Source organism: Lysobacter enzymogenes, assembly GCF_017355525.1.
GTDB classification, from domain to species: Bacteria; Pseudomonadota; Gammaproteobacteria; order Xanthomonadales; family Xanthomonadaceae; genus Lysobacter; species Lysobacter enzymogenes_C.
The window spans coordinates 1,790,779-1,813,738 of record NZ_CP067395.1 but is presented as its reverse complement, the minus strand read 5'-3'; the positions used below and the strand labels follow the sequence as shown (position 1 = coordinate 1,813,738).

Here is a 22,960-nt window from a genome sequence, read left to right as displayed (position 1 = left end):
AGCCCGGCGGATCAAGCGCCGCGCGCCGGCCAGGCGTTGACGATCTTGCAGAACAGCTCCGCCGTGCGCTCGGTGTCGTACACCGCCGAATGCGCTTCCTCGCCGTTCCAGACGAAACCCGCGGCCTGCACCGCGCGCGCCAGCACGGTCTGGCCGTAGGCGACGCCGGCCAGGGTCACGGTGTCGAACACGCTGAAAGGGTGGAACGGGTTGCGCTTGTGGCCGCTGCGGGCGACCGCGGCGTTGAGGAAGTTGAGGTCGAAGTGGGCGTTGTGGCCGACCAGGATCGCGCGTTGGCAGCCGTGGCGCTTGACCGCTTCGCGCACCGGCGCGAACACCGCTTCCAGCGCCTGCCGCTCGGGCTTGGCGTCGCGGAACGGGTGGTCGATGTCGATGCCGGTGACTTCCAGCGACTTGGGGTCGATCAGGGTGCCGGCGGCGGGCACCACGTGCGCGCTGGCGATCTCGCCGGGCACCAGCAGGCCGTCGGCGTCGAGTTCGATCGGCTGCACGGCGATTTCGAGCAGCGCGTGCTTGTTCCAGTCGAAGCCGCCGGTTTCCACGTCCACGACCACCGGCAGGTAGCCGCGGAAGCGGGTGGCGAGGGTGGCGGGGATGGGCGCGGCGGGGGCGGCGTTGGGGGTGGGGCCGGGGTCGATCATGGCGGGAAGCCTAGCAAATCGAGGCTCGCCGGTCGCCGGAGACGCGGTTGCCCCCTGTAGGAGCGGCGCGAGCCGCGACTGCGACAATGCAGCTACGCCGAAACCGGCGCCGCAGTTGCGTTGTCGCGGTCGCGGCTTGCGCCGCTCCTACAGGGGGCTTCGGTCAGAAGTAGACGACGCCGTTCGCGCGCATCTGCCGCAGCAGGCCGGCGCCCATGTCCACGAACGCGGCCGCGTCGTCGCTGCCGGCTTCGGCCGCCAGCGCGCGCAACTGCTCGCGGCCGCTGAGCTGCGGCGCTTCCTCCAGCCGTTGCAGCAGGCGGAACGCCAACGGGCTCAGTTCGGAGAAAAGCACCTCGCCGTCGGCTTCGCGCCGCAACAGCAGCAGGGTCGGCGCCGCGGGCGGCTGCGTCGGCTGGAACTCGGGGCCGATCCGGTGCACCGGCCAGGCGTAGGCCAGCGGCCAGGCCAGCGGCGACAGCTGCGGCGGGCGATCGAGCAGGTCGGCGTCGGCGAGGCTGCCGTCGTCGCGCGGCGCGGCCGCCTCGCTGAACTGCAGGGCCAGCTCGACCCATTCGTAGTGCGCCAGCTCCAGCAGGAACGGCGGATCGAGCGCGTCCAGGCCTTGCAGGTAGCGCTGGAACTCGCGCGCGATCTCGGGGAACAGCGGCGTGTGGCTGCGGTGGTCGCGAAAGAAATCGCGCACCAACCGCGGCCAGCGTTCTTCGCCGAGGACGCGTTCGATCACCGGGAAGTTGCCCGACAACAGGCTCAGGATGTTGTTGAACAGCAGGTCGCGGTAGACGCCGAGGCGGCGGTCTTCGATGCCGGCCGGGGCCGGGCTCGCGGCTGGATCGCGCAAGTGCTGGGTCAGTTCGAACTGTTGCGCGCGCAGGCGCGAGACGGCGTCGCTCATGGGCTCAGGCGCGCGCCTGGCGCGAGGGCTCGCGCGCGGCCGGCGCCGCCGATTCGCGCAGGATCCGCCGCACCAGGCCGAGTTCTTCGACCAGTTCTGCGTACGGCGGAAAGTTGAAGTCGCGTTCCAGCAGGGTCGGGCGCGGCCCGAACAGGCGGTAGGCGTCGCCGAGCAGGTCCCAGACCTCGCGCTTGACCGGCGCGCCGTGGGTGTCGACCTTGAGGTCGTCGGCTTCGTCGTAATGGCCGGCGACGTGCAGATAGGCGATGCGCTCGTGCGGCATCGCGCGGATGAATTCCAGCGCGTCGTAGCGGTGGTTGATCGAATTGACGTAGACGTTGTTGACGTCCAGCAGCAGGTCGCAGTCGGCTTCGGCCAGCACCGCGCGGGTGAACTCGATCTCGCTCATTTCCTGGTGCGGCGCGGCGTAGTAGGACGCGTTTTCCACCGCGATGCGGCGGCCGACGATGTCCTGGGCGCGGCGGATGCGCGCGGCGACGTGGTGCACGGCTTCCTCGGTGAACGGAATCGGCAGCAGGTCGTAGAGATGGCCGTCGTCGCTGCAATAGCTCAGGTGTTCGCTGTAGCAGGCCACCTCGTGTTCGTCGAGGAAACGGCGCACGCGGGCGAGGAAGGTCTCGTCCAGCGGCGCGGTGCCGCCGAGCGACAGCGACAGGCCGTGGCAGACCAGCGGATAGCGCGCGGACAGCTCGCGCAACTGCTCGCCGTAGGCGCCGCCGACGCCGATCCAGTTCTCCGGCGCGAGTTCGAGGAAATCGAAATCGCGCGCGGCGCCCGGCGCGTGCGGCGCGGACTGCAGCGGGCCCAGCAGGGCCCGCCGCAGGCCGAGACCGACGGCATCCGGAGTCAGCGAATGCGTGCCGTTCATCGATTCGCCGCGATTACACCGAACCGCCGCACTTGCCTTCGCCGCACTTGCCTTCGGCCTTCTTCTTGTCGCCGCCGCACTTGCCCTCGGCCTTCTTCTTGTCGGCGCCGCACTTGCCTTCGTGCTTCTTCTTGTCGCCGCCGCACTTGCCTTCGGCCTTCTTCTTGTCGCCGCCGCAGCTGCCTTCGGCCTTCTTCTTGTCGGCGCCGCAGCTGCCTTCGGCCTTCTTGGCCGCATCGGCGGCCTTGGCGTCGGCGGCCTTCTCGGCGGTCTGCGCCTGCTGGGCGCCGAGCAGATAGCCCTGCGACAGGTCGTTCATCGCGAACGCGGAAGCCGACAGGCCCAGGCCGCCGAGCAGGGTGGCGCCGAGGGCGAGGGCGACGGGTTTGTTGATGTGCTTGGACATGCGTTCTCTCCAGGTGGCGACGGGCAGGTGCTCCGCCGGTGTAGTTCGAGCGGGCGGGGCCCGTTCGGGAAACGAGAATGGTGCGGAGCTTAGATCGATTGCGGGGCGTTGCGGGGTGACATAGGTAACGGCCTGGGCGGTTGCGCTCGCCGGCGGCGGGTTGCGGGACACACAAGCCTGGAATACGGCGCCCGCGGCGCGGCGGATGCAGTCATGGCGACAGATACTCGCGCGCCAGCACGCGGGCGCGGTGCAGGCGCGACTTGACCGCTTCCCGGGTCATGCCGAGCTCCTCGCCGATCTCGGCCACGGTCAGGCCTTCAAGATCGCGCAGCAGGATGATCTGGCGATAGTGCGCGGGCAGCGATTCCAGCGCGGCGGCGACATCGTGGCGCCATTCGGCCGGTTCAGGCGTGACGACCGGCGCGATCTCGTCGGTGATCGGCTGGCCGCTGAGCATCCGGCGGCCGCGCTTGAGCCGGTTGCACTCGCGCTTGACGATGCGGAACGACCAGGAGACGAAGCACTCGAGCACGCGCAGGTCGCGCAGCTTGCGCGAGACCGCGATCAGGCTTTCCTGCACCGCGTCCTCGATGTCGTTGATGACGCAGTGGAATTCGGCGTAGCGGCGCAGGTCCTGGCGCGAGTGCCGCAGCACCCGTTCCAGGGCAGCCGTGTCGCCCGCGCGGGCGGCGGCCAGATCGCCATTGGCCAGTGACGGCGTCATCTCGCGGTGGTCCTCTCCAGATTCGTGAAAATACACCCGGCAAGGGGTGCGGGCATGGATCAAGAGAGGGGCGGGGGGCGCGAGGGTTCGCGGCGGGGGCTTGCTATGGCGGCAAGGTTCACAAGGCGTTCAGCGCGGCGGCGCCTGTAACCGGTTGCAGGCCAGGCCGAGACGCCGCGGCCGGTAAGCGCCGCCGACGGGCGGCGCGGCGGTCGGCGGCGCTGTGTTGCGGTGCAGCGCGGCCCCGTCGCCGGCGCCTGAACGCAAACGGCCCGCCGGAACGCGGCGGGCCGTGGCGTGGACCGGTGCGGGCGCGCGCGGCGCCCGGGCTTCAGACCGAAGCGGTGGTGTTGGTGGTGTCGCGCTTGTCGCGCGGCGGCAACGGTTCGTCGCCCTTGACCAGGAACCACACGTTCTCGGCGATGTTGGTGGCGTGGTCGCCGACCCGCTCGATGTTCTTGGCCATGAACAGCAGATGGGTGCAGGCGGTGATGCTGCGCGCGTCTTCCATCATGTAGGTCAGCAGTTCGCGGAACAGGCCGGTGTAGGCGGTGTCGACCTCGGCGTCGCGGTCGCGCACCCGCTGCGCCAGCTCGATGTCGTTGTCGCGGTAGGCCACCAGCACGTCGCGCAGCTGCTTGACCGCGAGGGTGCCCAGCGCGTGCAGGCCGGCCACGTGCGGCAGCGGCGGCGACAGGTTCAGCGCGGTCGAGCGCTTGGCCACGTTGGCGGCGTAGTCGCCGACGCGTTCGATGTCCGAGGCGATGCGGATCGCGGCGAGGATCTCGCGCAGATCGCGCGCCATCGGCCCGCGCAGCGCCAGCTTCATCACGTCGTGGCTGATTTCCTGCTCGAGCGCGTCGATCGCTTCGTCGTTGGCGATGATGCGCTCGGCGGCCTTGTCGTCGCGGCGCTGGACCACGTCGAGCGCGGATTCCAGCTGCGCGGCGGCGATCTCGCCCATGCGCAGGGTTTCGTCGAGCAGGCGGCGCTGCTCGTCGTCGTAGCTTTTGACGATGTGGTCGTGCATCTGGTTGCTCATGAGTGGTGTCCTGATCGCGTTTTTCCTTCTCGCGCTGGCGGGAGAAGGTGCCCGCAGGGCGGATGAGGGCGCGCGTCGGCGTCGCCCTCACCCCAACCCCTCTCCCGCGGGCGGGAGAGGGGCTCGTAGGGATGAATCAGCCGAACCGACCGGTGATGTAGTCCTCGGTCTGCTGCTTGGTCGGCTTGGAGAAGATCTGTTCGGTCGGGCCGTGTTCGATCAGGTCGCCCAGGTACATGAAGGCGGTGAAGTCGGACACGCGCGCGGCCTGCTGCATGTTGTGGGTCACGATCGCGATCGTGTAGTCCTTCTTGAGCTCCTCGACCAGTTGCTCGATGCGGCTGGTCGAGATCGGGTCCAGCGCCGAGGTCGGCTCGTCGAGCAGCAGCACCGACGGGCGCAGCGCGACCGCGCGGGCGATGCACAGGCGCTGCTGCTGGCCGCCGGACAGGCCCAGCGCGCTCTGGCCGAGCTTGTCCTTGACCTCGTCCCACAGCGCGCCCTGGCGCAGCGCGTGCTCGACCCGGTCGTTCATTTCCGACTTCGACAGCTTCTCGTGGTGGCGGATGCCGTAGGCCACGTTCTCGAAGATGGTCATCGGGAACGGCACCGGCTTCTGGAACACCATGCCGACCTTGCTGCGCAGGCGGTTCATCGGGTACTTCGGGTCGAGGATGTTGTCCCCGTCCAGCAGCACCTGGCCGCGCGCTTCCAGTTTCGGGTACAGCGCGTAGATGCGGTTGAAGATGCGCAGCAGGGTCGACTTGCCGCAGCCCGACGGGCCGATCAGCGCGGTGACCTGCTTTTCCGGGATTTCCAGATTGATCGACTTGAGCGCGTGGAACTTGTCGTAATAGAAGTTCAGGTCGCGCGCGGCCAGCTTGACCGGATTGGCGCCGACCGCTTCGCGGCTGGGCGTGGCGACGGACAGGCGGGCATCGTTCATAACTGGGTTCCGGACAGCGGCGGGAGTGGTGGACAGGTCAGTCATTGGGGATCCGATTGCGCAGCACCAGCGCGCGCGCGAGCAGGCTTACGACGAGGACGAAGAAGGTCAGCACCAGCGCGCCGGCCCAGGCCAGGGTCTGCCAGGTTTCGTAGGGGCTGCCGGCGAACTGGTTCATCACCACCGGCACGCTCGCCATCGGCTGCAGTACGTTGTGGCTCCAGTACTGGTTGCCGAACGCGGTGAACAGCAGCGGCGCGGTTTCGCCGCTGATGCGCGCCAGCGCCAGCAGCACGCCGGTGACGATGCCGGCCGAGGCGCTGCGGTAGAGCACCTGCATGATGACCTTCCACTGCGGCACGCCGAGCGACAGCGCCGCTTCGCGCATCTGCGGCGGCACCAGACGCAGCATTTCGTCGGTGGTGCGCACCACCACCGGCAGCACGATGAAGGCCAGGGCGATCGCGCCGGCCAGCGCGGAGAAGTTGCCGCCGGTCTGCATCACCACCAGGGTGTAGACGAACAGGCCGAGCACGATCGACGGCGCCGACAACAGGATGTCGTTGACGAAGCGCACCACCGTGCCCATCTTGCGCCCGGCGCCGTACTCGGCCAGCCAGGTGCCGGCGGCGATGCCGAGCGGGGTGCCGATGACGATCGCGATCAGGCACATCACCGCGCTGCCGAAGAACGCGTTCATCAGGCCGCCTTCCTGCATCGGCGGCGGCGTGTTCTGGGTGAACAGCGCCAGGTTGATGCCGCCGATGCCCTTGGCGATCAGGGTGTAGAGGATCCAGCCGAGGAAGAACAGGCCGAACAGCGCGGCGCCGCAGGCCAGCACCACCGACACCGCGTTGACCACGCGGCGGCGGCGGTACAGCGAATCGGCGGTGCGGTGGCGCGCGGCTTCGGCCGCGTCGTGCTTGCGGGCGACGGCGCTCATCACTTGCCCTCCTTGCGCGCGAGTTGCATCAGCATCAGCCGCGCCGCGGCCAACACCACGAAGGTCACGATGAACAGCACGAAGCCGAGCAGCAGCAGCGCCGAGCGGTAGGTCTCGGTGGCTTCGCCGAAGTCGTTGGCGATCAGCGCGGCGATGGTGGTGCCCGGTTCCAGCAGCGAGGCGGAGAAGTTGACCGAGTTGCCGATCACGAACGCCACCGCCATGGTCTCGCCGAGCGCGCGGCCCAGGCCGAGGAACACGCCGCCGATGACCGCCGAGCGGGTGTAGGGCAGGACGATGTCCCAGCTGACTTCCCACTTGGTCGAACCCAGCGCGTAGGCCGATTCCTTGAGCCGGGTCGGCACGGTCAGGAACACTTCGCGCATCACCGAGGAGATGAACGGGATGACCATGATCGCCAGCACGATGCCGGCGGTCAGCATGCCGATGCCGAGCGGCGGGCCCTGGAACAGCGGGCCGATCAGCGGCCAGGTGCCGACGTGGTCGTTGAGCCAGGGCGTGACGTATTCGGTCATCACCGGCACCAGCACGAACAGGCCCCACATGCCGTAGATGATCGACGGGATGCCGGCGAGCAGCTCGATCGCGGTGCCGATCGGACCGCGCGCCCAGCGCGGCGCGACCTCGGTCAGGAAGAAGGCGATGCCGAAGCTGACCGGCACGGCGATGACCATCGCGATCAGCGCGGTGACGATGGTGCCGTAGATCGGCACCAGCGCGCCGTAGTGGTTCTCGACCGGGTTCCACTGCGCGGTGATGAAGAAGTCGATGCCTTCTTCTTCGAGCACGTGGCGGCCGCCCCACAGCATCGACAGCGCGGCGCTGGCGAGGGCGATCAGGACGAAGACGACGGTGGCGGTGAGGGCGTAGCGGAACAGGCGATCCTGGCGCGCGTCTTTGACGTCGCGGGCGGAGGGGCCGGTTTGGGCGGGTAGGGCGGTCGCGTTCATTTGCGAGAGATATCCGGCGGGGCCACGCGTGGGAAGGAGGCTGGCTGTCGGGTGATGCGTTGGATGCTCGCGGTTTTCTTCGGCGCGGAGCGGTAGGTGCCGAAGCCGATGAACAGTCAGGTGTTGCGTTTCTTACCTACCGTCATCCCCGCGCAGGCGGGGATCCAGGGCTTTATCGCGACGTGGCGTTCCGGGTAGGAGGCATGGCGCTGAAGGCTCTGGATTCCCGCTTTCGCGGGAATGACGCATCGGCAAAGCCGCGCCCGCTTTCGCGGGCGCGGGCCGATGCGTCACTTGAACTCCGCCCCCCAATACGCCTCGATCTGCTTCACCAGCTCCGGCGGCAGCGGCACGTAATCCAGCCCCTGCGCCTGGCCCTGGCCGTTCTCGAAGGCCCACTTGAAGAACGCGCGGGTGTCGGCGCTGCGCTTGGCGTCCTTCGGCGTCTTGTACATCAGGATGAAATTGGTCGCGGTGATCGGCCAGGACTTCTCGCCGCCGGCGTTGGTGATGACCAGGTTGAAATCCTTGGCGCTGGCCCAGTCGGCGGTCGAGGCCGCGGCCTGGAACGATTCGGCGCTGGGCTGGACGAACTGGCCGGCCGCGTTCTGCAACTGGGTGTGGGCCATCTTGTTCTGCAGCGCGTAGGCCAGTTCGACGTAGCCGACCGAGCCCTTGATCTGCTTCACGTACGAGGCCACGCCTTCGTTGCCCTTGCCGCCGACGCCGCCCGGCCACTGCACCGAAGTGCCTTCGCCGACCTTGGTCTTCCACTCCGGGCTGACCTTGGACAGGTAGTTGGAGAAATTGAAGGTGGTGCCCGAACCGTCGGAGCGGTGCACGACGTTGATCTTGAGGTCCGGCAGGGTCGTGCCCGGGTTCGCCGCGGCGATCGCCGGGTCGTTCCACTTGGCCACCTTGCCCATGAAGATGTCGGCCAGCAGCGGGCCGGTCAGGCGCAGCTTGCCGGGGTCGATGCCTTCGACGTTGACCACCGGCACCACGCCGCCGATCGCCGAGGGGAACTGGCCCAGGCCCGCGGCGGCGAGCTCGTCGCTCGGCAGCGGCTTGTCGGAGGAGCCGAAATCGACCGTGCCGGCCTTGATCTGGGCGATGCCGCCGCCGGAGCCGATCGACTGGTAGTTGACCTTGGCGCCGGTGGCCTTGTTGTAGTCGTCCGACCACTTCGACAGCAGCGGGAAGATGAAGGTGGCGCCGGCGCCGGTGATCTGGGCGGCGACCTTGTCGCCGGCCGGGGCGGCCGCGTCGGTCTTGGCGTCGCCGTTGGCGGCCGGGGTCTGCTGCTGGTTGCCGCCGCAGGCGGCGACGCTGAGCGCGATGGCGAAGGACAGGACGGCGATGCGGGCCGACGATTTCATGCGGAGCTCCATCAGGGGAGGCCGGCTGGGCGCCGGCTGGGTGGCGCCATTTGATGATCTTTTTGTTACACCGCTATGACATGGATTCGTCACGAATCTGTAGTGAAAGCCGGTCAGGGGTGTCGGGAGTCGCGTTTTTGCAGGGTTTTGGTGCGAATCGGCGGTAACAAAGCGATCCAGGCGAGGGTCGGGGCGGCATGGATCGGCACCCGAACCGAGGTCCCGGTCCTCGTGGGAGGGCCTTGCGGGCATCCCGCGCGGGGCCTCCAAAAAAACAACGGGCCCGAAGGCCCGTTGCGCGATCTTTCCGGTGCAGCGGCGAGAACCCCCCGGTCCGGCCGCCGCCGGGCCGATCAGTAGCTCATGTTGCTCTGCCAGTAGGTCTCGATCTGCTTGACCAGGGCGTCGGGCAGCGGCACGTAGTCTAGCGTCTTGGCCTGCTGGTCGCCGTTGGCGTAGACCCACTTGAAGAATTCCTTGGCGTTCTTGGCGCCTTCGGCGTTCTTGGGCTGCTTGTACATCAGGATGAAGTTGGTCGCGGTGATCGGCCAGGAGTTCTCGCCCGGCGCGTTGGTCATGACCAGGTAGAAGTCCTTCGAGTTGGCCCAGTCGGCGCTGGCGGCGGCGGCCGAGAAGGTCTCGTCGGTCGGCAGCACGAACTTGCCGTCGGCGTTCTTCAGGCGCGAATAGGCCATCTTGTTCTGCAGCGCGTAGGACAGCTCGACGTAGCCGATGCCGCCCTGGATCTGCTTGACGTACGCGGCCACGCCTTCGTTGCCCTTGCCGCCGATGCCGGTCGGCCACTTCACCGCAGTGCCTTCGCCGACCGAGGTCTTCCACTCCGGGCTGACCTTGGACAGGTAGTTGACGAAGTTGAAGGTGGTGCCCGAACCGTCCGAGCGGTGCACGACGGTGATCTTCTTCTCCGGCAGCTTGACGCCGCCGTTGAGGGCGACGATGGCCGGATCGTTCCACATGGTGATCTTGCCGAGGAAGATGTTGGCCAGGGTCGCGCCGTCGAGCTTCATCGCGCCCGAGGCCACGCCCGGCACGTTGATGACCGGCACCACGCCGCCGATCACCGACGGGAACTGGGCGAGGCCGAACTTGGCCAGCTCCTCGGGCTTCAGCGGGGCGTCGGACGAGCCGAAGTCCACGGTCGCCGCCTTGATCTGGGCGATGCCGCCGCCCGAGCCGATCGACTGGTAGTTGACCTTCTTGTTGGTCGCCTTGGCGTAATCGGCCGACCACTTCGACATCACCGGGTAGACGAACGACGCGCCGGCGCCGGTCACGTCGGCCGCCTGAGCGTTGAGCGCAAAAGCGGTGGTCAGCGCGAGCGCGGCGAAACGGAGCTTGAGGAGCTTGTGCATGGGTTTCCCTGGAGTGTGAGTGCGGACACGTTCCGCCCTGCGCGCTATTTCATAACGGTTTGGTGACATTTCCGTGTCAGCGCGGCAGGAACCGGCATCGACGGCTCAGGTCTGGCCTGAACAGGCCGGCGGCGCGGCCGCGAGGGAGCCAATCGGCGCGGCGCGCGACCGAATGGCGCGCAGCTAGGGGCGCTCCTAGCTGACGCGGTGACATTCCGCGTTCAAGGTGGGCGCGGGCAACCAGGCCCATCCCCCGCATGGAGACGAACATGGCATTGAACGGTCCCGACTATTCCGGTCCCTCGGCCGCGCAACTCAACGCGGCCCTGGTCAACACCAAGGCCGAGGTCGAAGCCGGGCAGGTCAAGGCGCCCGACGGCACCCGTGCGCTGGTGGTCGAACCCGGCGACAACCTCAGCGCGATCGCCGAACGCAACAACACCACGGTCGAGCAACTGCTGAAGGACAACCCGCAGTGGTCGCTGGATCCGGCCGCCAACCCCGGCACCCGCGACGCCGACCTGATCTATCCGGGCGAAGTGGTGTTCGTGCGGCCCTTCAGCGAAAACGGCCCGACCCAGACCAGCGCGCCCGACGCCAACGGCTACGCGACCTTCCAGAACCAGCGCGACGGCGTGCCGGTCGGCGAACCGTATCAGGCGCAGGTCGCGCCGAACGGCTACCCGGCCAACAGCGAGATCGTCACCCCCGACGGCCTGTCGATCCGCACCGACGCCAAGGGCGAGCCGCTGACCGGTCCTTACCACGGCACCGAGCAGCAGGGCACGGTGCAGGGCGAACCGGCGTATCGCAGCTACACCCAGGACTACGTCGACGGCGTGCCGGCCGGAGCGAAGCACTACTCGCCGGGCAAGATGTTCTGATCGTCGCGATCCGGCGTATCGAACGGGCGGTGGCGCGAAGCCATCGCCCGTTTTCGTTCGTACGGTGCCCCCTGTAGGAGCGGCGCGAGCCGCGACCGCGACAACACAACTACGCCGCAACCTTCGTCGTAGCCGCGTTGTCGCAGTCGCGGCTCGCGCCGCTCCTACAGGAAGGCAACCGATTCGCGTCGCGCCGCAAAAAAGAAAGGCGCGGCCGAGGCCGCGCCTTACGATCAAGCCGATCGAGGGGGAGAGAGAAAACCGCCGCCCGCGGCGTGCAAGCGCGGGCGGCGGGCGACGCGGATTACCAGTAGAACTGCAGACGCGCGCTGACGACGTTCGGGCTGTCGTCGACCACGCGGTTGAAGGTGCGGTTGTTGTACTGCGGGCTCTGCGAGTAGGTCGCGCTGGTCTTGCCGATGTAGCGCGAGCTGTCGACGATCGAGTAGTCCAGCATGAACTTGAAGTTCGAACGCCAGTACCAGTTCACGCCCACGGTCCAGGCGCTCATCTCGCCGCCGAGCACGCCGTCGACGATCGGAGCGGCGGTCGGGGTGGCGCCCGGACGCAGGCTGCCGTCGTTGAGATCGATCTTGTCGTAGCGCAGGCCGACCTGCCACATGCCGCTGGCCGGTTCGTTGGGCAGCGGGGTGGTCGGGGTGCCCGACTTGTAGCCCCAGGTTTCGCCGGTGATGTTCCACAGGCCGCTGACGTACCAGCTGTCGGTGGTGTAGTCCTTGCCGGTCAGGGTCGCGGTCTTGTAGCGGTCGAGCGTGCTGCGCATGTACTCGGCCTGGACCTTGAACGGACCGTGCACGTACATCGCCTCGGCGCCGATGATCGCCTGCGAGTCGACGTTGGTCAGGGTGCCGCTGTCGACCAGACGGCCGGCGGCCAGGTCGGCCTGCGGACGGGTGCGGATGCGCGCGCTGTTGTCGAGCACGCCGGTGTTGCCTTCCAGCACCGCGTCCAGGTTCACGTAGGACAGGCCCAGGTGCAGGATGTTGCCCTTCTCGTTGATCGGGGCGAAGGTGCCGCGCAGGCCGTAGCCCTTGCCGTGCTTCTGGTTGCGGGTCAGCTCGTCGCCGAAGTAGCTGGCGGTGACGCTCCAGTCGTTGGTGCCGTAGCTGTACGCGGCGCCGAGGCGGCGGGCGATGCCGAAGGTGTTGGTCACCATCGCCTTGGAGATGAAGTCGTTGTTCTTGGTCGACGACAGCTCTTCCATGCTGTTGGGCTGCTTGAACTGGCCGAACTGGACGAAGTGGTTGCCGTCGCCGCCGATCTTGTACTTCAGGTTGACGTCGAGGAACTTGTCGGCCTTGGCGTCGTAGCCGGCGACCCACTCGAAGTTGCCCGGGCCCTTGCCCTTGAGCACCAGCTCGGCGCGGCGCAGTTCCTGGTCGGTGTCCTTGCCGTCGGGCAGGTCGCCGTTGAGGTTCAGCACGTCGCTGTTGAAGTCGTTGTAATCCGCCTGGACCAGACCTTCGAAGGTGACTTCCGAGTCGCCGATGACGTCCAGAGCGATTTCGGCGTGCGCGGCGGGCGCAGCGAGCGCGGCGAGCAACGCAACAGCGAGGGTGGTGCGCGAGAGTTTCATGGTCTAGCCCTGAGGCGTGGAGAGATGGCGCGCAGGCTAGAGTGTGAAAGTTGCGTAAATGTGACAGAACTGACTTATTTCGCAGGCATGACCGCGGGATGACGCCGTTACAACTGTCAGATTGCGGGCGGAATATCCTTGTGGATCAGGTGGCTACGGGTTCCGGCTCGCCGGGCGTCTGGTCCGGGAAGCGACACAGGTCACGGATGGCGCAATGCGGGCAATCGGGTTTGCGTGCCTTGCAAACGTAACGTCCGTGCAAGATCAGCCAGTGGTGAGCGTCTTGCAGATAGCGCTCGGGTACCACTTTGAGCAGCTTGTGCTCGACCGCCAGCACGTCCTTGCCGGGCGCCAGGCCGGTGCGGTTGGAGACGCGGAAGATGTGGGTGTCGACCGCGATGGTCGGTTCGCCGAACGCGGTGTTGAGGACCACGTTGGCGGTCTTGCGGCCGACCCCGGGCAGCGCCTCGAGCGCGGCGCGATCGCGCGGCACCTCGCCGCCGTGCCGGTCCAGCAGCTGCTGCGACAGCGCGACCACGTTCTGCGCCTTGGTGTTGAACAAGCCGATCGTGGCGATGTACGGCTTGAGCCCGTCGACGCCGAGTTCGACCAGGGCGCGCGGCGTGTTGGCGACCGGAAACAGTTTGCGCGTGGCCTTGTTGACGCCGACGTCGGTGGCCTGCGCCGACAGCGCGACCGCGACCAGCAGCTCGAACGGCGTGGTGTATTCCAGTTCGGTAGTCGGGTGCGGATCCAGCGCCTGCAAGCGCGCGAACATTTCTTCGATCTGCGGCGGCTTCATTTGCGCGCCGGGGCGTTCGCGCACCGCTGCGTCGACGCGCCCGCTGGGGCGGACGGGTTTGGCCGGCGCCTTGGCTGCGGTTTTCTTGCCCGCGGTTTTGCTCGCAGCTTTCTTCGCCGCGGTCTTTGCGACGGCTTTCTTGCCTGCGGCCTTCTTCGTCGCGCTCTTGCCCGCGACGGAGCGGGCGGAGGACGTGGTTGGCCGGACGGCGGGCGCGGTCTTCTTGGGCATGCGGTGGGGTCGCTGGAGTCGTGCGGTACGAAATCGTGCGCTGCGGTTCCGCTCGAGCGGACGCCGATGCGTTGGGACGTAATTAGTCGTTTCCGCGCTGCGCGGCCTTGGCCTTGGCCCGCGCCAACGCGGCGGCGGCGGCGCTCGGCAGCGCGGGGCGGGGCGGCGGCGCGGCGGTGGTGGCGGTTTCTGCCGGCATCGCCTGCGCGACGGCCGCCGGCGCCGCGCGCTGCGCCGCGCGTTCTTCGGCGCGGCGCTGCAGGCGGCGCTCGCGCTCGCGGTAGCGCTCGCGCGCGGCCAGCGCGCGCAGCCGCGCCTGGCGCGCGTCGCGGCTGCGCTGCGCGCACTCGGGCGCGCACGCGGCGCAGACGCAGTCTTCGGCGAACGCCGGGTCGAGCAGGCCGAGCGCGATCGCGCCATCCACATCGTCGCCGGCGAGCGCACGCGCGATCGCATGCGCGCGCGCGCCGACGCCAGCGATGCAGCCGCAGGCGCAGGGTTCGGACGCGCTCGCGCTCATCGCGCGCTCAGCTGCCGCGGAACGCCGGCTTGCGCCGTTCCAGGAACGCGCCGGTGCCTTCGCGCATGTCGTCGGTCGAGAACATCAGGCCGAACTGCGCGGTTTCGTATTCCAGGCCTTCCTCGATGCCGCATTCGCCGCCCACGGCGATGCAGTCGAGCACGCCGCGCAGCGCCAGCGGCGCGGATGCGGCCAGTTGCTCGGCGATCTTGAAGGTCTCCGCCTCGAGTTCGGCCGCCGCGACCACGCGGTTGACGATGCCCAACTGCTGCGCGCGCGCCGCGTCGACCGGCGCGCCGAGCAGGCACAGCTCCAGGGTCGCCGCGCGCCCGGCCAGGCGCAGCAGGCGCTGGGTGCCGCCGAAGCCCGGGATCAGGCCGAGATTGATTTCCGGCTGGCCGAGCTTGGCGCTGTCGGCGGCGATGCGCAGGTGGCAGCCCATCGCCAGCTCCAGGCCGCCGCCGAGGGCGAAGCCGTTGATCATCGCGACCACGGGCTTGGGCATTTTCTCGATCCGGCGCATGAGCTTCTGCCCGCGCAGCGAGAAATCGCGGCCCTGGACCGGGGTCAAGGCATTCATTTCGGAAATGTCGGCGCCGGCGACGAAGGCCTTGGGGCCGGCGCCGGTGAGGACCACGGCGCGCACCGCCGGATCGGCGGCGGCGGCCTCGAACGCGGCCAGCAAGGCGTCCAGGGTGGCCGCATTGAGCGCATTCAGCTTGTCGGGGCGGTTGACGGTGATCTGGCGCACGGCGCCGCGATCGGCGATCAGCAAGGGCGATTCGGTCATGTGATGGCCGTAGAATTCAGGGACTTAGGGGGAATGCGACCGCCGTTGAACTCCGCGCCCGCAGCGCGGTCAGAGCGGGCTGGCGTCAGTGGCGGTTAAGCGCTGCCGCCGGTATCCTAACCCGTCCACTCGGGCCCTTACGATCCGCGTGACACTACATACGGGGCATTGGAAGGTGTCCCCAAAGCTGATCGGGGCGGCGCAGGTCGCCCCGTGCCATTACCGGAGGTTTCACCGAATGAAGTTGCGTCTGATTGCTGCCGCCGTCGCGGCCCTGGCTCTGACCGCCGGCAACGCCGTCGCGCAGGACACTTCGTCCGAGAAGGGCAAGCTTAGCTATGCGCTCGGCTACGACCTCGGCCGCAATGCCACCGAGAGCGGCGAGCAGGTCGATGTGAACACCATCATCAAGGGCCTGCAGGACGGCTACGCCAAGAAGCAGCCCTCGGTGCCGGTCGACCAGCTGCGCACCGCCGTGCAGAACATGCAGAAGCGCCAGGCCGAGAAGGCCAAGGCCGAGTGGGACAAGGCCGCTTCCGAGAACAAGACCAAGAGCGACGCCTTCGTCAACGCCAACAAGGCCAAGGCCGGCGTCAAGGCGCTGCCGAACGGCGCCCAGTACCGCGTGATCGAAACCGGCACCGGCGCCAAGCCGACCCAGGCCAGCACCGTGGCCCTGGAAGTGGCCGGTCCGTTCCCGTGGGGCGAGCGTCCGGCGCAGGCGCGTCCGGCCAACAACATCCCGTCGATCAAGGTCAGCGAGATCGAAATGGCCGCGATGCGCGACGTGCTGCTGCAGATGCCGGCCGGTTCGAAGTGGGAAGTGACGCTGCCGGCCGCCCAGGCCTACGGCGCCGACCCGCGCACTCCGTTCCCGCCGAACGTCGCCGTGCAGTTCGAGATCAAGCTGGTCAGCGTCAAGTAAGACCGACGATCCGATCCGCGATCTTGAGTTTGCGTTGCAACGCACTTGCGCCGGCCCGTCCGGCGCAAGTCGTTTGTGGCGCGGGCGTTGCGGCCGCCGCGCGCGGCCCGCGCCGGTTTTCGAATGCCGCCGCGCGCGTTTTCGCGGCCAGGCTTTACCCGGCCGCGCCGCCAGGCAAAATGGCGGCATGGCCCCGGTGGACGATATGACGACTTTCCGCGCGGTGTTGAGCCCGTGCATCGGCATCTGCCAGCTCGGCGACGACGGCCTGTGCCAGGGCTGCCTGCGCACCACCGCCGAGATCGCGCGCTGGTCGCAGATGAACGACGACGAGCGCCTGCGCTTGATGGAACACGTGCTGCCGCAGCGCGAATCGATCCGCAAATGAGCGGGCCGGCGACTTCGGCGGCGGGCGACTTCGACGCGGACTTCCTCGCCGGCGATTCGCGCGCGCGCACCCGCCTGCTGGCGGCGCTGCATCCGCTCGACGCCGCTCCGGAAGACGACGGCTGGAATCTCGACGACCTGCACGGCCTGCTGCCGGACAACGCTTCGCGCGCGCAGGCGGCGGTGCTGGTCGGGCTGGTGCCGCGGGCGCACGGCGTGCAGGTGCTGCTGACCCGGCGCACCGACGGCCTGCGCCAGCACGGCGGCCAGGTCAGCTTTCCCGGCGGGCGGATCGAGCCCGACGATGAGGACGCGGTCGCCGCGGCGCTGCGCGAAACCTTCGAGGAGATCGGCGTGGCGCCGGCGCTGATCGCGCCGCTGGGCTTCCTCGACCCGCTGGTGACCATCACCGGCTTCCGGGTGCTGCCGCTGGTGGCGACGATCGATCCGGCCTATGTCGCCGCGCCCGATCCGGCCGAAGTGGCCGACGTGTTCGAAGTGCCGCTGGCGTTCCTGCTGGATCCGCACAACCTCACCACCCGCACCCTGGAATACAAGGGACGCGCGCGCCACGTGCTGGAATACCGCTGGCCCGACCAGCGCATCTGGGGCGCGACCGCGTCGATGCTGCTCAACCTGCGACAACGCCTGGAGGCCGTGCGATGAGCGACTGGACCACCCTGGTATCGGCCGAAGATCTGGCCGCGGCGCTGGGCCGCGACGATCTGGTCGTGATCGACACGCGCACCTCGCTGAGCGACCGCGCCGCCAGCGAGCAGGCGTACCGGCAGGCGCATATTCCCGGCGCGCGCTACGCCGACCTGGACCGCGACCTGTCCGACCACCGCAAGCCCGGCGGCGGCCGCCACCCGTGGCCGGACGCGGCCGATTTCGTCGCCACCCTCGGCCGCTGGGGCGTGAGCCCGCGCGATCAGGTCGTGGTCTACGACGCCGCCGACGGCGCCCTGGCCGCGTCGCGCCTGTGGTTCCTGCTGCGCGTGCTCGGCCACCGCCGCGTGGCCGTGCTCGACGGCGGCTGGCAGCGCTGGAGCGCGCTTGGGCTGCCGACCGATGCGCAGGTGCCGCAACCTAAGCCGACCGCGTACGAAGCCGGCTACGACGCGCGCCGCCTGCTCGACGCGCAGCAGGTGCGTTCGCTGCTCGACTCCGGCGGCCTGCTGATCGACGCGCGCGCGGCCGAGCGTTTCCGCGGCGAAGTCGAACCCTTGGACAAGGTCGCCGGCCACGTGCCCGGCGCCAGCAACCGCGCGTACTCGCTGAACCTGGACGACGGCCGCTTCAAGTCGCCGCAGGCGCTGGCGCAGGAATTCGCGCCGCTGCTGCAGGGCCGCGAGCCGCAGCAGGTCGCGGCGATGTGCGGCTCCGGCGTGACCGCCTGCCATCACCTGCTGGCGATGGCGCATGCCGGTTTCGACGGCGCCGGCTTGTACACCGGCTCGTGGAGCGGCTGGATCGAAGATCCGCAGCGGCCGGTGGCGACCGGGGCGGAGTAAGCGCCGGCCGGGGCTTTGCTGCGTTGGGCCCGCGGTCGTCCTTGCGAGCGCGGGGATTCGAAGGCTTCAGAATCATGCTGCGGTGAAGCCCTGGGTTCCCGCTTTCGCGGGAACGACGGTAGGTGGGTGGCGTCATAGACGGTTTGCACCGCGTCGGCGCACGCCGTCATCCTCGCGAACGCGGGGATCCAGAGCCTTCAGAGTCATGCCGCGGTGAAGCCCTGGGTTCCCGCTTTCGCGGGAACGACGGTAGGTGGGTGGCGTCATAGACGGTTTGCGCCGCGTCGGCGCACGTTGTCATCCCCGCGAACGCGGGGATCCAGAGCCTTCAGAGTCATGCCGCGGTGAAGCCCTGGGTTCCCGCTTTCGCGGGAACGACGGTAGGTGGGTGGCGTCATAGACGGTTTGCACCGCGTCGGCGCACGCCGTCATCCCCGCGAACGCGGGGATCCAGAGCCTTCAGCGCCATGCGCCGGCACGCTTCGACCGCGCCCGCGTCTCATCCGGATCACGCGAAAACCATCGCCGTTCCATGCGGAATCGGTGCATTGCATAACAATTGCTGAGTGACGTCCATCGCGTAACCGTTGCGTCACATCCGCTTCCCATCCTTGCGCGCAATTCGCTCTACAGGGGGAGCGCGCCATGTTGCGTGCCGCGGTGTCGTCGTTGTTGTTGTCCGCTTCGCTGCTGTTCGCCGCCGCGGCGCCCGCGCAGGAGGCCGAGCGGGTGCGCATCGCCGGCTCCAACACCTTGGCGCAGGCGCTGGTGCCTACAGTGGCGCAGGCCTGGTTGCGCGATATCGGCTACAGCGACATCCGGGTGCGCAAGCCGCGCGCGGCGCTGACCGAAATCCACGCCAGCCGCGACGGCCAGCCGCTGATCGTGGAGATCGCCGGCAGCGATTCGGCCCACGGCTTCGCCGATCTGGTCGAAGGCGACGCGCAGATCGCGATGATGTCGCGGCGGCCGAACGCGGCCGAGCTCGACGCCGGCTGGCAGCTCGGCGATCTGGCCTCGCAGGACCAGGAATTCGTGGTCGCGCTCGACGGCGTGGCGGTGGTGGTCAACCGCGCCAATCCGATCGCGCGGCTGGATATGGAACAACTGCGCGCGCTGTTTTCCGGCCGTTCGCGCGACTGGCGCGAACTCGGCGGCCGCGCCGGCGAAGTGCGCCTGCACCTGGCCGCGAACGCCGGCGCGGTGCGCGACCTGATGAACGACAAGATCATGCGCGGCAGCGCGTTCGGCGAAGCGCAGACCCACGCCGACGCGCGCGCGCTGGTCGCCGCGGTCGCCGCCGATCCGCTCGGGGTCGGGCTGATTCCGATCGGCGAGAGCTACGGCGCCGGCACCCGCCCGGTGGCGATCGCCGACGGCGGCCGCGCGATCGCGCCGACCCGCACCGACGTGCTCAGCGAGGACTATCCGCTGAGCCGGCGCCTGTATCTGTACGGCGGCCAGATGATGGGCGCGTTGAGCCGCAGCTTCGCGCTGTACGCGATGGGCCGCGGCGGCCAGCGCGCGGTGGCGCAGGCCGGCCACGTCGCGGTGACCCTGGTGCCGGGCCGGCCGCGGCCGCTGACGCTGGGCCCGCCGGAGTACCGGCAGATGGTCGAACATGCGGTGCGCCTGCCGCTGAGCCTGCGTTTCAACTTCGCCGGCTCCGGCGAGAGCGCGGTCGCCGCCAGCGTCTACGACAGCCGCGCGGTGCGCGACCTCGAGCGCCTGCGCAGCTTCATGCGCCTGCCGCCGAACCGCGGCCGCAGCGTGCTGGTGATCGGTTTCGCCGACACCAGCGCGGGTTCGCCGATGGCCTCGATGATGATGAGCAACGACCGCGCCGATCTGGTCGCGCAGGAACTGGTGTCGCGCGGGATCAAGGTGCAGGTGGCGCGCGGCATGGGCAGCGCGCTGGCGGTGGCGGGGGCGCGCGATCCGTTGGCGCGCTATCGCAACGAGCGGGTCGAGGTTTGGTTGTTGTAAGCCGGTGTCGGGGCTTGCGTCGTAGTCGAAACGACGCGGTCGCGGCTCGCGCCGCTCCTACAGGTAGCCCATGTAGGAGCGGCGCGAGCCGCGACCGCGACACTACGAACGCCGGCGCGACCGGCTTACTTGCCGAGCTTCGCGACCAACGCCTTCAATGCCGTCTGGGTATCGGCCGAATACCAGGAATCGACGAACCGGTCGAGCTCGATATGCTCCGGCCGCAGCGCTTCGATCAGATCGGCGCGGGCCAGCGCGCGGGTCTGCAGCATCGCGCTGCGCGGCAGGGTCAGCAGCTGTTGCAGCCACTCGCGCGCGTGCGCGGCGACCTGATCGATCTCCACCAGCTCGTCGACCAGACCGATGCGCAGCGCGGTTTCCGCGTCGACCATCGCGCCGGCCACCAGCAGGCGCTCGGCGCGATAGGTGCCGACCACGCGCCGCATCAGCCGCTGGATGCCTTCCGGCGCGACCAGGCCGACCTGGGTTTCGTTGAGGCCGATGCGGTAATCGCCCGCGGCCATGACCCGGTAGTCGCAGCACAGCGTCAGCACGCAACCGCCGGCCGGTGCGTGCCCGGCGATCGCCGCGACCACCGGCACCTGCGCCGACGCCAATGTGCGCGCCAGTCCGAAGAACGACTGCCAGGCCAGCAGCAGGTGATCGCGCTGATCGCCGAGCGAGAGCAGATAGGGCACGTCGAGGCCGGCGGAGAACACCTTCGGCCCGCCGCTGAGCACGATGCCTTGGGCGCCGTGGCCGATCGCGTGTTCGATCGCCTCGCGCGCGGCGTTGCACAGCGCCGGGTTCAGCGCGTTGACCGGCGCGCGCGCCAGCTTGATTTCGACGATGTCGCCGTGGGTCTGGGTCTCTACGCAATTCATGGTTTGACGTCCTGGGGCCAGCGGTAGCGCACGGTGTAGGTGAGCTGGGTTTCGCCTTCGGCCGGCACCGCCGCTTCGAACTCGACGCGGCGCGCATCCTTCTTCTTCGCCGGCAGGCTGGACGCCACGATCTCCCAATCGGTCCAGCGCGGCAAGGGTTCGCTGACGCGGACCGTGGCCGGCGTCTTCTTGGCGTTCTTGAGGGTGATCGCGAACGATTCGGTCATCGTGCGTCCGGTACGGTCGAGACGGAAATCGGTGGGCTCGCGTTTGGCGGTCAGGTCGAAGACCTTGCCGAGTTCGAGCTTGATGTCGGCGCCGGCCGGCAAGTGCCGGAGCGAGGATTCGCCGAGGAAATCGCCGCCGAGGAAGACCCGGATGCGCCCGGCCGGCAGCGGCAGGCCCAGGCCCGCGGCGCGGTCGTTGACGAACTCGACCTTGTTCAGCACCGGCACCTCGCCGGTTTCGCTTTGCAGGTCGCGCAGCACCAGCGGCGTGCCGGTCTGCCAGTTCACGCCGCCGGTTTCGACCGCGTAGATGCGCTCGCACTTGACCGCGCCGTTGCGCGGAAACAGGGCGATGCGTTCGCTGCCGCCGTTGCGCAGGTTGACCGGCTGCGGCAGGTCGTAAGCGTGCTGCTCGCCGGCGCTGCGTTCGACCGGCATCGGCGGCGCCGGCGCGGCGACGGCATCGGCGGCGTAGGCTTCCATCGGCGCGGGCGGCAGCGGCGGCGCGGGGCCGTAGTCGCGTTGCCGGTTCGGCTCGCCCGCGACCAGGCTCAGGCGCGCGTTTTCGAAGCCGCGGCCGGAGCGGTTGGCGACCAGCGCCGCGCCGTCGAGCGCGAGCGTGCAGCCGTCGCCGGGCGCGATCGTGGCCTGGTATTCGGCGCGCCAGGCCAGGCCGCCCATCGGGTAGCTCAGCGCGAATTCGGCGTCGCCGGCCTGCGCGGCCTCGACCGTCCACTGCAGCGACGACTGGCGCGGCAGCGCGCCTTCGTTGTCGATCAGGCTGAAGCTGTCGTAGTTGCGGATGACCTTGACCCGGCCGTCGTCGAGCGCGAGGGTCAGGCCGTCGCCGGCGGCGAGCAGCACGCCGTTGTCGGTCTGCTTGGCGCCGCCGGAGGTGTGTTCGACCGCGACCTTGCGTCCGATCGCGCCGCTCATGATGTTCTGCGCGCCGGACACCGCGGCGACGTAGCGTTGCGCGATCACGCCCACGCCCGGCGTGCGCGGCGTCAGCGTCGCCGCTTCGACGTCGATCGACGGCGGCAGCGGCGCTTCCTGCAGGGCGTTGGCGCCGCGCTTGAGCGATTCGCGCAGCGGCCGCTCGACCAGCGCATAGCCGGGCATGCCGGCGGCGGGCGCGCGGACGTTGGCCAAGGCTTCGTAGTCGCCGCTGTAGACGGTCAGGCGCAGCGCGCCGTCGCGGGCGTGGTCGGGCTTGGCCGGCTTGGCGGCGGCGTACGGTTCGGACGCGGCGGCGGGGCGGTCGCCGGACGGAGCGCCGCCGCAGGCGGCCAACAGGCCGGCGGCGAGCGCGGCGAACGCGAGCGAAGGGAAATGCGGGCGCAACGGCTGGTTCATCGTCAGCTCCTTGAGGGCTCCATACCCGTTCGGCCTATCGTCGGCCGAGGGTTATCATAGGCCGATGAACGTATCTCGCATCCGAACAGGGTTGGCGCTGGCGGCGCTGTTGGCCGCGGCTTCGATGAACGGCGCGACGGCGAAATCGCCGGCGCCGCAACGCGCGTCCGATCGGACTGCGGACAAGGGCTGCGTGGCGCAGGTGCGCGAAGGCTGGGTGCGCATGCCGCCGATGCAGATGCCGATGATGGCCGGCTTCGGCCGGATCGAGAACCGCTGCGCGGGGCCGGTGACCATCGTCGGCGCGAGGAGCGCGGCCTTCGCCGACGTGTCGCTGCACGAGACCCGCATCGTCGACGGCGTCAGCAAGATGCGCGCCTTGCCGGAACTGCGCATCGCGCCGGACGGCGCGGCCGTGCTGAAGCCCGGCGGCATGCACCTGATGCTGATGCAGCCGCATGCGCCGCTGAAGGAAGGCAGCCGGGTCGCGATCGAGTTCGAATTGAAGGGCGGCGGCTCGCTGCTCGGCGAGTTCGAGGTGCGCAAGGCCGCGCCTTGATACGGAGCTTCGATTCCAGACTGTAGGAGCGGCGCGAGCCGCGA

General features: G+C 69.1%; 22 protein-coding genes and 1 pseudogene. 6 read left to right on the top strand and 17 right to left on the bottom strand.

Features of this window, described 5'->3' with window-relative positions:
- Nucleotides 1-11 precede the first annotated feature (11 nt).
- The 11 genes from rnt to pstS (JHW38_RS07395) form a co-directional block, all read right to left on the bottom strand.
- Complete coding sequence (rnt, locus tag JHW38_RS07445) at nt 12-662, bottom strand: ribonuclease T (RefSeq protein ID WP_207525338.1); 651 nt, start codon at nt 660-662, stop codon at nt 12-14.
- A 163-nt stretch (nt 663-825) separates the two neighbouring features.
- Entirely contained in the window at nt 826-1,578 is a 753-nt protein-coding gene (locus JHW38_RS07440) for an HvfC family RiPP maturation protein (protein WP_207525337.1), read from the bottom strand.
- A 4-nt stretch (nt 1,579-1,582) separates the two neighbouring features.
- The gene (locus JHW38_RS07435; protein ID WP_207525336.1) at nt 1,583-2,467 is read right to left on the bottom strand and encodes an HvfB family MNIO-type RiPP peptide maturase; all 885 of its coding nucleotides are present in this window, start codon (nt 2,465-2,467) and stop codon (nt 1,583-1,585) included.
- A gap of 13 nt (nt 2,468-2,480) precedes the next feature.
- On the bottom strand, nt 2,481-2,873 hold the full coding sequence (locus tag JHW38_RS07430) for an HvfA family oxazolone/thioamide-modified RiPP metallophore (RefSeq protein WP_207525335.1): 393 nt from the start codon (nt 2,871-2,873) through the stop codon (nt 2,481-2,483).
- A 211-nt stretch (nt 2,874-3,084) separates the two neighbouring features.
- The gene (locus tag JHW38_RS07425; RefSeq protein ID WP_207525334.1) at nt 3,085-3,600 is read right to left on the bottom strand and encodes an RNA polymerase sigma factor; all 516 of its coding nucleotides are present in this window, start codon (nt 3,598-3,600) and stop codon (nt 3,085-3,087) included.
- A 331-nt stretch (nt 3,601-3,931) separates the two neighbouring features.
- The gene (phoU, locus tag JHW38_RS07420) at nt 3,932-4,642 is read right to left on the bottom strand and encodes a phosphate signaling complex protein PhoU (protein WP_207525333.1); all 711 of its coding nucleotides are present in this window, start codon (nt 4,640-4,642) and stop codon (nt 3,932-3,934) included.
- 136 nt (nt 4,643-4,778) lie between these two features.
- Nucleotides 4,779-5,588 (bottom strand): phosphate ABC transporter ATP-binding protein PstB, encoded by an 810-nt coding sequence (gene pstB / locus JHW38_RS07415; protein WP_207525332.1) that lies wholly within the window; start codon nt 5,586-5,588, stop codon nt 4,779-4,781.
- Between the two features lie 37 nt (nt 5,589-5,625).
- Complete coding sequence (gene pstA, locus JHW38_RS07410) at nt 5,626-6,531, bottom strand: phosphate ABC transporter permease PstA (RefSeq protein ID WP_207525331.1); 906 nt, start codon at nt 6,529-6,531, stop codon at nt 5,626-5,628.
- A complete protein-coding gene (gene pstC, locus JHW38_RS07405; protein ID WP_207525330.1) occupies nt 6,531-7,502 on the bottom strand; it encodes a phosphate ABC transporter permease subunit PstC in 972 nt (323 codons plus the stop codon). Before pstC ends, pstA begins: the two co-directional genes overlap by 1 nt.
- 290 nt (nt 7,503-7,792) lie before the next feature.
- Nucleotides 7,793-8,881, bottom strand: a complete 1,089-nt coding sequence (pstS, locus tag JHW38_RS07400; protein ID WP_207525329.1) for a phosphate ABC transporter substrate-binding protein PstS — start codon at nt 8,879-8,881, stop codon at nt 7,793-7,795.
- Between the two features lie 353 nt (nt 8,882-9,234).
- Nucleotides 9,235-10,254 carry a phosphate ABC transporter substrate-binding protein PstS gene (gene pstS / locus JHW38_RS07395; protein WP_207525328.1) on the bottom strand — a complete coding sequence of 340 codons (1,020 nt, stop codon included), beginning with the start codon at nt 10,252-10,254 and terminating at the stop codon, nt 9,235-9,237.
- A 269-nt stretch (nt 10,255-10,523) separates the two neighbouring features.
- On the opposite strand from pstS (JHW38_RS07395), the gene JHW38_RS07390 reads away from it, so the two are divergent.
- Entirely contained in the window at nt 10,524-11,138 is a 615-nt protein-coding gene (locus JHW38_RS07390) for a LysM peptidoglycan-binding domain-containing protein (protein WP_207525327.1), read from the top strand.
- Nucleotides 11,139-11,442: 304 nt separating this feature from the next.
- On the opposite strand, the gene JHW38_RS07385 is transcribed toward JHW38_RS07390, so the two are convergent.
- The 4 genes from JHW38_RS07385 to JHW38_RS07370 form a co-directional block, all read right to left on the bottom strand.
- Complete coding sequence (locus tag JHW38_RS07385) at nt 11,443-12,735, bottom strand: OprO/OprP family phosphate-selective porin (RefSeq protein WP_207525326.1); 1,293 nt, start codon at nt 12,733-12,735, stop codon at nt 11,443-11,445.
- 145 nt (nt 12,736-12,880) lie between these two features.
- Nucleotides 12,881-13,537 carry an endonuclease III gene (gene nth, locus JHW38_RS07380; RefSeq protein ID WP_242691249.1) on the bottom strand — a complete coding sequence of 219 codons (657 nt, stop codon included), beginning with the start codon at nt 13,535-13,537 and terminating at the stop codon, nt 12,881-12,883.
- Nucleotides 13,538-13,850: 313 nt separating this feature from the next.
- Nucleotides 13,851-14,288: a hypothetical protein gene (locus JHW38_RS07375; RefSeq protein WP_242691247.1), complete on the bottom strand. Its 438-nt coding sequence runs from the start codon at nt 14,286-14,288 to the stop codon at nt 13,851-13,853.
- Nucleotides 14,289-14,295: 7 nt separating this feature from the next.
- Entirely contained in the window at nt 14,296-15,078 is a 783-nt protein-coding gene (locus JHW38_RS07370) for an enoyl-CoA hydratase/isomerase family protein (protein ID WP_207525324.1), read from the bottom strand.
- A 238-nt stretch (nt 15,079-15,316) separates the two neighbouring features.
- Between JHW38_RS07370 and JHW38_RS07365 the strand changes: the two genes are divergently transcribed.
- From JHW38_RS07365 to JHW38_RS07350, 4 genes and pseudogenes are all read left to right on the top strand, one after another.
- Entirely contained in the window at nt 15,317-16,003 is a 687-nt protein-coding gene (locus tag JHW38_RS07365) for an FKBP-type peptidyl-prolyl cis-trans isomerase N-terminal domain-containing protein (RefSeq protein ID WP_207525323.1), read from the top strand.
- Between the two features lie 205 nt (nt 16,004-16,208).
- Nucleotides 16,209-17,056: pseudogene (locus tag JHW38_RS07360) on the top strand (NUDIX hydrolase).
- Nucleotides 17,053-17,904, top strand: coding sequence for a sulfurtransferase (locus JHW38_RS07355; protein WP_207525322.1), 852 nt, complete (start codon nt 17,053-17,055; stop codon nt 17,902-17,904). The pseudogene JHW38_RS07360 and the gene JHW38_RS07355 overlap by 4 nt, the downstream one beginning before the upstream one ends.
- Nucleotides 17,905-18,549: 645 nt before the next feature.
- On the top strand, nt 18,550-19,890 hold the full coding sequence (locus tag JHW38_RS07350) for a substrate-binding domain-containing protein (protein WP_207525321.1): 1,341 nt from the start codon (nt 18,550-18,552) through the stop codon (nt 19,888-19,890).
- A gap of 125 nt (nt 19,891-20,015) precedes the next feature.
- Here the strand turns inward: JHW38_RS07350 and JHW38_RS07345 are convergent, their stop codons facing one another.
- Nucleotides 20,016-20,774 carry an enoyl-CoA hydratase/isomerase family protein gene (locus JHW38_RS07345; RefSeq protein WP_207525320.1) on the bottom strand — a complete coding sequence of 253 codons (759 nt, stop codon included), beginning with the start codon at nt 20,772-20,774 and terminating at the stop codon, nt 20,016-20,018.
- Complete coding sequence (locus JHW38_RS07340; RefSeq protein WP_207525319.1) at nt 20,771-22,357, bottom strand: DUF4139 domain-containing protein; 1,587 nt, start codon at nt 22,355-22,357, stop codon at nt 20,771-20,773. Before JHW38_RS07340 ends, JHW38_RS07345 begins: the two co-directional genes overlap by 4 nt.
- Nucleotides 22,358-22,421: 64 nt before the next feature.
- Between JHW38_RS07340 and JHW38_RS07335 the strand changes: the two genes are divergently transcribed.
- On the top strand, nt 22,422-22,916 hold the full coding sequence (locus JHW38_RS07335; RefSeq protein ID WP_207525318.1) for a copper chaperone PCu(A)C: 495 nt from the start codon (nt 22,422-22,424) through the stop codon (nt 22,914-22,916).
- Nucleotides 22,917-22,960 lie beyond the last annotated feature (44 nt).